The sequence below is a fragment of the Anaerophaga thermohalophila str. Valhall genome, assembly GCF_000250735.1.
GTDB lineage: Bacteria > Bacteroidota > Bacteroidia > Bacteroidales > Marinilabiliaceae > Anaerophaga > Anaerophaga thermohalophila_A.
Map to the genome: position 1 here is coordinate 1 of NZ_AHZV01000363.1, position 6,947 is coordinate 6,947.

The window sequence follows — 6,947 nt, forward strand, 5'->3', positions numbered from 1 at the left end:
GAAAACTTATGAATAAAGCAGGCTAAAAATCAAACGATCTGTTTCAACGATTTACTCATCAGAAAGGTGAATGAGTACTCTCCGGTATACCGAGAATATCTTCGATTTAGAGACAAACCCCAGATAGCGGCCATTTTCAACAACCGGAAGGTTCCATGCTCCTGTTTCCTCGAATTTTCGCATTACCTGATCCATATTTTCATTTGCTTCAATAAAAGCGGGCGGTATGGTCATCAGAGTCTCCACTTTTGTTGTGTTGTATAGTTCGTTGTTGAACATGATCTCTCTTATGTCGTCGAGCAGTACTATTCCCAGGAGTTTTCCGTCCTCATTCACCACCGGAAAGATATTTCTTCTGGCTTTGGCAATTATTTTCACCAGCTCGCCAAGGGATTGTTCGGGACGAATCGTCATAAAATCGGTTTCGATAACTTTATTGAGGCGCATCAGGGTTAGCACAGCTTTATCTTTATGATGGGTTAGCAGCTCTCCCTTTTTAGCCAGGCGTTTGGTATAGATCGAGTGGGGCTCGAAATACATGATGGTGATATAAGAAACGGTGGATGTAAGGATAAGAGGGATAAACAGTGCGTAGCCGTTGGTAATTTCGGCAATCAGAAAAATGGCGGTCAACGGAGCATGCATTACGCCGGCCATGAGGGCTGCCATCCCGGCAAGGGTGAAATGAGATTCAGGCAGGCTGGCCCAACCGAGTTCTTTTAATAATTTGGCCATAAAAAATACCGGCAACACCTCCGGTAAAAAGGGTTGGTGCAAAAATTCCACCTACGCCCCCGCTGCCGTTGGTAGCTGCAGTGGCCAGAACTTTGAAAATAATCAAAAGGGCCAGAAACCCCATGATTACGAAGTTATTGTCCCTGAAATTGTAAAAGAAAGTATTTTCTACAATGGCATCGGTATTTCCACTCAACAAGGCAGAGATGGTTGTATACCCTTCGCCGTATAACGGAGGGAAAAGAAATATGAGTAAGCTGAGAATTAATCCTCCTGAAAGTAATTTCAAATAAGGGCTTTTGATTTTTGCTATCCGTCCTTCTACATACATGCTGCCCCATGTCATGTACAGTGAAATTAACCCGCCCAGGATGCCAAGTACAATATACCAGGGCAGGTTGTTGAGCAGAAACTGCCCCTGAAGATGAAAGGCAAATTCTGCGCCCTTACCCAGGAAAAAATATGCGATGGTAGTAGCCGTAACCGACGATATGAGTAGCGGTATTACAGATGCCATGGTCAAATCAAGCATCAGCACTTCGAGGGTAAATACCAGGCCGGCAATGGGGGCTTTGAAAATTCCGGCAATAGCTCCGGCAGCTCCGCTTCCCACGAGCAGGGTGATGGTCTTTTGGTTGAGATGAAACATTCTTCCCAGCGACGACCCGATAGAGGCTCCGGTCAGGACAATCGGTGCTTCAGCCCCCACGGAACCTCCAAAGCCGATGGTAAAAGTACTGCCTATTACAGAGGTATAGGTATTGTGCGGTTTTAGAAAGCCACCTTTTCTTGAGAAGGCATGCAGTATTTTTGTGACGCCATGACTGATAGAATCTTTGACTACATACCTGGTAAAGATAACGGTTAAGAAAATGCCTGTAATCGGATAGGCCAGATAGAGCCAGTTTTGATGTTCAAGGACGAATCCTTCGGTTAACAGCCGGTGCGTAAAGTGAATGGTGTTTTTCAGAATAACAGCTGCCATGCCGCTGCCCAATCCTATTATGAAGCTCAGAATCAGGGTGAACTGTTTTTGGGGAACGTGTTTTACACGCCAGATCAAAAAACGTCCTAATAGTTTCGATGCTGTCTCCATTTGGAAAAACTGTAATGAATGAATTTTGTTTCGGTTGCCAAACGCGGTTGGGATATCTGTCGTGTTGATTCAATTAAGTAAGTAATTTGTTTGGCTGTCAGATTTTTACCGGTGTTTGCCGTCCGGGTGTGCAAAGGTATTGTTTTAAGGTCTGATATTCAAAAAAAGTGTGTTAAATAGTGTGTGTCTATAAACTCGCAAAAATTTTTACAATATGTGTGTCTGTTCAGAAAGTGCCAGTTGCAAGGCTTGCGAAGCCGCCAAAAACGGAGTTTACTATTCGTAAATGAGTATTCTTTTCTATTTCGCCTGAATGTTTTCCAGCGTAGCAACCAAAAATTCCCAGAATTTTTGTACGCTTTCCACATTGACCTTTTCATCGGGGGAATGCGGGAAGTTGATGGTGGGGCCAAATGATATCATGTCCCAGTTTGGGTAGGCACTTCCGAGAATACCGCACTCCAGACCTGCATGAATGGCTTTTATTTCGGGTGTTTTTCCCCATTTGTTTTTATATACCCTTTGCATGGTTTTCAATATTTCGGAATCCATATTGGGTTTCCATCCGGGATATTGACCATCGAACCATACATGAGCCCCGGCCAGCAGGAAAATACTTTCGAGCGTTGATTCCACATCTTCTTTGGCCGTATCAACCGATGAGCGTATCAAAGCTTTTACGTGTACTTCTTTGTTCCTGGTCTGCACAATGGCGAGGTTGAGTGAGGTTTCAACCAACCCCGGCATGTCGGTGCTCATTCTGATAACACCGTTTGGACATGCCTGAATGGCATTGATAAGGTCGTCCTGGGTCATCTCATCCATCAAAAAGTGAGGGGCCTTCGTTTCTTCAATTTTGAGTTCGAGATCAGGCTCAACGCTCTTCAATTCATTGGTGAAGATTTCTTTAAAGCGGGCAACTTCCTGTTTTACTTTATTCAGATCTTCTGCGGGTACTCCAATTAATGCAAAGGCTTCGCGGGGAATCGCGTTACGAAGGTTTCCGCCTTCAACGGACGATAGTCTTGCACCATCGTTGGCAACAATATGTTTTAAAAGACGGAACATCAGCTTATTGGCGTTTCCGCGTTCGAGATTGATATCCATCCCCGAATGTCCGCCCTTCAGTCCTGTAAGGCTTATTTTCAGTGCGGTGTAATTTTCGGGGAATTCCTCTTCCATGAATGTGAAAACAGCATTGGCATCTGTTCCGCCGGCACATCCTACATATAATTCGCCCTCATCTTCCGAGTCCATGTTAATCAGTATGTCACCCTTTAAGATGCCGGGTTTAAGGTTATTGGCCCCGGTCATTCCGGATTCTTCATCTACCGTGAAGAGAGCTTCTACAGGACCGTGCTTCAGTTCTTTACTTGCCAGAACGGCGAGTGCAGCTGCTACTCCTATTCCGTTATCGGCTCCCAGGGTGGTTCCGTTTGCTTTTACCCATCCGTCTTCTTCATACGCTTCAATGGGGTCTTTTTCAAAGTCGTGTTGTTTGTCGCTGTTTTTTTGGGGAACCATGTCTAGATGCGCCTGAAGCACTACTCCTTTGGCATTTTCCATTCCTTTAGTGGCGGGTTTTCGGATGATCACATTGCCCACCTCATCTTGTATGGTTTCCAATCCCAGTCTTTTACCTTCTTTTTCTACAAAATCGACAGCAGCAGATTCTTTTTTCGACGGGCGAGGAATTTGAGTAAGGGCATGAAAATAACTCCAAAGGCTTTTAGGTTCCAGATTTTTAATGTTGGTGTTCATTTTTTTGTGATTTATTTTGGTTTCAAAACTATTTTACTTCCGGTATTGATGATTGCTCACTCTCAACCTCAACCTCACCCTTAACCTCAGCCTCAACCTGTTTTGTTGCTGGTTGCTGGTTGCTGGTTGCTGGTTGCTTGTTGCTGGTTCGCTCGGCTCCGCCGCTTGTCTTGCAAAAATTCGTCAATTCGTAAATTGGTAAATTGGTTCATTGATAATTGGTAATTGATAATTGATAATTGATAATTGGTAATTGGTAATTGGTAATTGTTCATTGAAAAATCTGTGATATCTGTGGTGCACTCTCAACCTCAACCTCAACCTCAGCCTCAGCCTTAACCTCAGTCTCAACCTGAGCCTCAACCACTATTTCGTAGTGATCTTCAGCAAAGCTCCCGTTTTCGTGTCCAGTTTCACTTCTGTCACGGAACTGTCGAGGAGTGATGAGGGCAAACGGTGCAAAGTGCCGAACTGTGCAACCAATACTTCGGCCTCATTAAGCAAAACAGTACGGTCGATCACTTTAACATTCACTTTCGCGGGTTTACAATAGACCAGTCCCGATCTTTCAGCATTTTCTTCAAGAGGTTCCAGGCGGTCTTTTTCAACCCCTGTTTCACTTTTTACTTCGATATAAACCGGAGTTCCGGTCATGTCGAGGTTGTCGGTAAACCCTTTTTGTTCTGAAAATCTAAAGAGTACCTGCCCGGCCGGGGTTGAAGCATCAGGAATAAAAGTGAAGGTTTTGGTGACAGAAGTGGTCTCTTTTTTTCCTTTAAATAATGACAGATACTGTTCTTCGAGTTTGTTAATGCCTTCAAGAATCCTTTCGTACGCGCCATTGTCGGGAGGGAGGGTTTGCATATCGCTTTCGAGCAATCGTCGGCGGGCTTCCCTCAGCCGGTATATCTCTGCGGCTACTTCTTCGGCGGTAGCAGCACTTGATGTTTTAATGAGCTGTTCTTCAGTAAACGGAACATCGTCAAAAGAGATGTCTTCGGGTTGTTTGGCGGTTTCAATTTGCGAATTCTGATGCACTGTACCGGTACTTGTTTCATTCAGGTTGAGCCCTTTTAAAATACCGTCAGGTGTGAGGTTTACAGCAGCCCCCGAAGGTGTACCCTCAGACAAAATCCTGAAAACACGATCGGCATCAGGTGCCCCTGAAGTATAGATGCGGGCTTCAGTAATCTCCCATGAAGTGCGGTCCTCGGTGATTATATCGTTGAGGTTCAGAAAACGTTGTGAATAGCGGTAATACGGCCCCCTCTTTTCTATGGTTTTTTTTGCGGTAACTTCGATATTAACAACGGTTACCGGCAGATGGTAGAATATGCCGTTTTGCGGAAGTGGTTGCTGTGCCGCAATTACATTGGCTTCCGAAACATTTTTTTGGGCATTGCATGATGCAAAGGCAACCAGCAATATCAAATAAAAGATGTTTTTCATCCGTATAAAATTTAGTTATTAAGGTCGGATGGAACTCGCGATTTCTTTATACATGCCCTTTTGTGGCAGGTTTCTTTGTAAACAAAGCGGCAGAGCCGAATGAGAAATCAAAGCTCCATGCTCGTTTCATTCGAATAAAATTTAAAACAAAGGTACTTTTCGGGTTCAGTTTTCTTCGTTCAGGGTTAATATGCCGCCGAATGCGGTCATAAGTTTATACCGCACTCAAAGTTAGTAAAAATAAGGCTCCTGGCATTATATTTCTGTTGTTTTAGCAAACGCCGGGCCAAGGTTTTCTATAATTTTAGTTGCAATGGTGCCTCGCTGTCCGTCTTGAGCCGCCAGGTCTCCGGCAAGCCCGTGTACATAAACACCAACCCTTGCGGCATTAAAAGGTTCAATGCCATTGGCCAGCAAAGCCAGGATAATTCCCGTCAGTGCATCTCCGCTTCCGGCTGTTGCCATTCCGGGATTTCCCGTGGGATTAAAGCGCACTTCACCGTGTGGCGAAATCACTGCTGTGTAAGCACCTTTAAGCACCAAAACAATATTGAATTCTTTTGCAAATTCAATTCCTTTTTCCAGGCGCTGATAGTCATTCTCCGAAGGGCCTGCCAGTCTTTCAAACTCTTTGGGGTGAGGTGTCAGAATGGTGGCGGGCCGTAGGTAATTCAGATATTCTTTGTTGGCAGCCAGGATATTCAATCCGTCGGCATCGATAACCATTTTTTTGTTTTGAGCCGCCGAGAGCAGCTCTCTAAATGCTCTTTGTGAATTGGTTTTTGTGCCAAGTCCCGGTCCAATGCCAATGGCAGGGAAGGGTGATAGGTCGGGGAATTCGGTAAACATCAGGTCGGAACGGTCGACACTCATCATGGCTTCAGGGATGGCCGTCTGCAAAATTGATACCGCGCTGTGAGGAACATGTGTGGTAAGAAGTCCGACTCCCGATTTCAGGCAAGCCCTGGAGGCTATCAGGGCGGCACCCGTTTTGCCATAGCTGCCCGCGATAAGTAAAGCATGCCCCATGGTTCCTTTGTGAGCGAAACGATTTGGCGGGGGCAGCATCTTTTTTACTTCCCGTGCTTCGGTAATGTGCCAGGGGGTAATGGTTTCTTCAATTTTTTTGCTGCTTAATCCTATGGGAAGCACTATCCATTGTCCTACCTGCACCTTGTTTTCCGCAAATAGAAAAGCCAGCTTTGGCAATTGAAAGGTTAGCGTATAGGTCGCTTTAACTATGTTTTCACGAATGTTAGCACCATTGTCTTCACAAAAAAGTCCCGAAGGCACATCAACAGATATTTTTTGGTCGTAATTGCTGTTGATAAACGAAACGATGGACGATGCTTTTTCGTTAAGCGGTCTGTTAAGACCCGATCCGAAAAGACCGTCAATGGCCACTGTTCCGGGATTTGTTGAATCCGGCAATGGCTGCCCGGATAAATCTGTTATTTTTGCAAATGATATTTTCCGGAGCCTTTCGAGGTTTGTTGCAGCATCGGGCGATAGCTTTTCCGAACGATACAGGAAAATGTCAACATTCCTGCCTTCGGATATTAGCATTCGTGCGATGGCGAGAGCATCACCACCATTATTGCCCGGACCCGCGAATACACTAAACCCTGCTGCCGGATATTTGTCAGATATCCATCGATAAGCCTGTGTGGCTGCCCTTTCCATTAAATCGATGGACGCAACAGGTTCGTTTTCAATGGTAAAGTGGTCGACTTCACCCGTTTGTTGTGATGTGAGTATTTTCATCTAAATATGAGAAATGACACGTTAAAATTTAATAACAAAATGTATTTTTGTATTTATGAGCCCGGTCTAAAAAGCATCTTTGTTGCCAAACTCTGTGTTGTTTTAAATTTTTGCATCCTCATTAACAACGAGTTAACTCCAG

General features: G+C 44.7%; 5 protein-coding genes. All 5 read right to left on the minus strand.

From position 1 onward, the window contains the following. Nucleotides 1-51 precede the first annotated feature (51 nt). The 5 genes from OQ5_RS25070 to OQ5_RS0119045 all read right to left on the minus strand — a co-directional run bounded on the left by OQ5_RS25070 (nt 52) and on the right by OQ5_RS0119045 (nt 6,805). On the minus strand, nt 52-735 hold the full coding sequence (locus OQ5_RS25070) for a CBS domain-containing protein (protein WP_255297647.1): 684 nt from the start codon (nt 733-735) through the stop codon (nt 52-54). Next, nucleotides 692-1,831 carry a chloride channel protein gene (locus OQ5_RS25075; protein ID WP_255297648.1) on the minus strand — a complete coding sequence of 380 codons (1,140 nt, stop codon included), beginning with the start codon at nt 1,829-1,831 and terminating at the stop codon, nt 692-694. Before OQ5_RS25075 ends, OQ5_RS25070 begins: the two co-directional genes overlap by 44 nt. Before the next feature lie 300 nt (nt 1,832-2,131). Next, entirely contained in the window at nt 2,132-3,592 is a 1,461-nt protein-coding gene (locus OQ5_RS0119030; protein ID WP_016779011.1) for an aminoacyl-histidine dipeptidase, read from the minus strand. A gap of 366 nt (nt 3,593-3,958) precedes the next feature. After that, nucleotides 3,959-5,041: a DUF4831 family protein gene (locus OQ5_RS0119040; protein ID WP_016779013.1), complete on the minus strand. Its 1,083-nt coding sequence runs from the start codon at nt 5,039-5,041 to the stop codon at nt 3,959-3,961. Between the two features lie 255 nt (nt 5,042-5,296). Further along, on the minus strand, nt 5,297-6,805 hold the full coding sequence (locus OQ5_RS0119045) for a bifunctional ADP-dependent NAD(P)H-hydrate dehydratase/NAD(P)H-hydrate epimerase (RefSeq protein ID WP_016779014.1): 1,509 nt from the start codon (nt 6,803-6,805) through the stop codon (nt 5,297-5,299). Between the last annotated feature and the right edge of the window lie 142 nt (nt 6,806-6,947).

Bases quoted from the DNA above. Each gene is read 5' to 3' on its own strand.
- OQ5_RS0119030 (WP_016779011.1), bottom strand. From the start codon at position 3,592: ATGAACACCAACATTAAAAATCTGGAACCTAAAAGCCTTTGGAGTTAT.
- OQ5_RS25070 (WP_255297647.1), bottom strand. From the start codon at position 735: ATGGCCAAATTATTAAAAGAACTCGGTTGGGCCAGCCTGCCTGAATCT.
- OQ5_RS0119040 (WP_016779013.1), bottom strand. From the start codon at position 5,041: ATGAAAAACATCTTTTATTTGATATTGCTGGTTGCCTTTGCATCATGC.
- OQ5_RS25075 (WP_255297648.1), bottom strand. From the start codon at position 1,831: ATGGAGACAGCATCGAAACTATTAGGACGTTTTTTGATCTGGCGTGTA.
- OQ5_RS0119045 (WP_016779014.1), bottom strand. From the start codon at position 6,805: ATGAAAATACTCACATCACAACAAACGGGTGAAGTCGACCACTTTACC.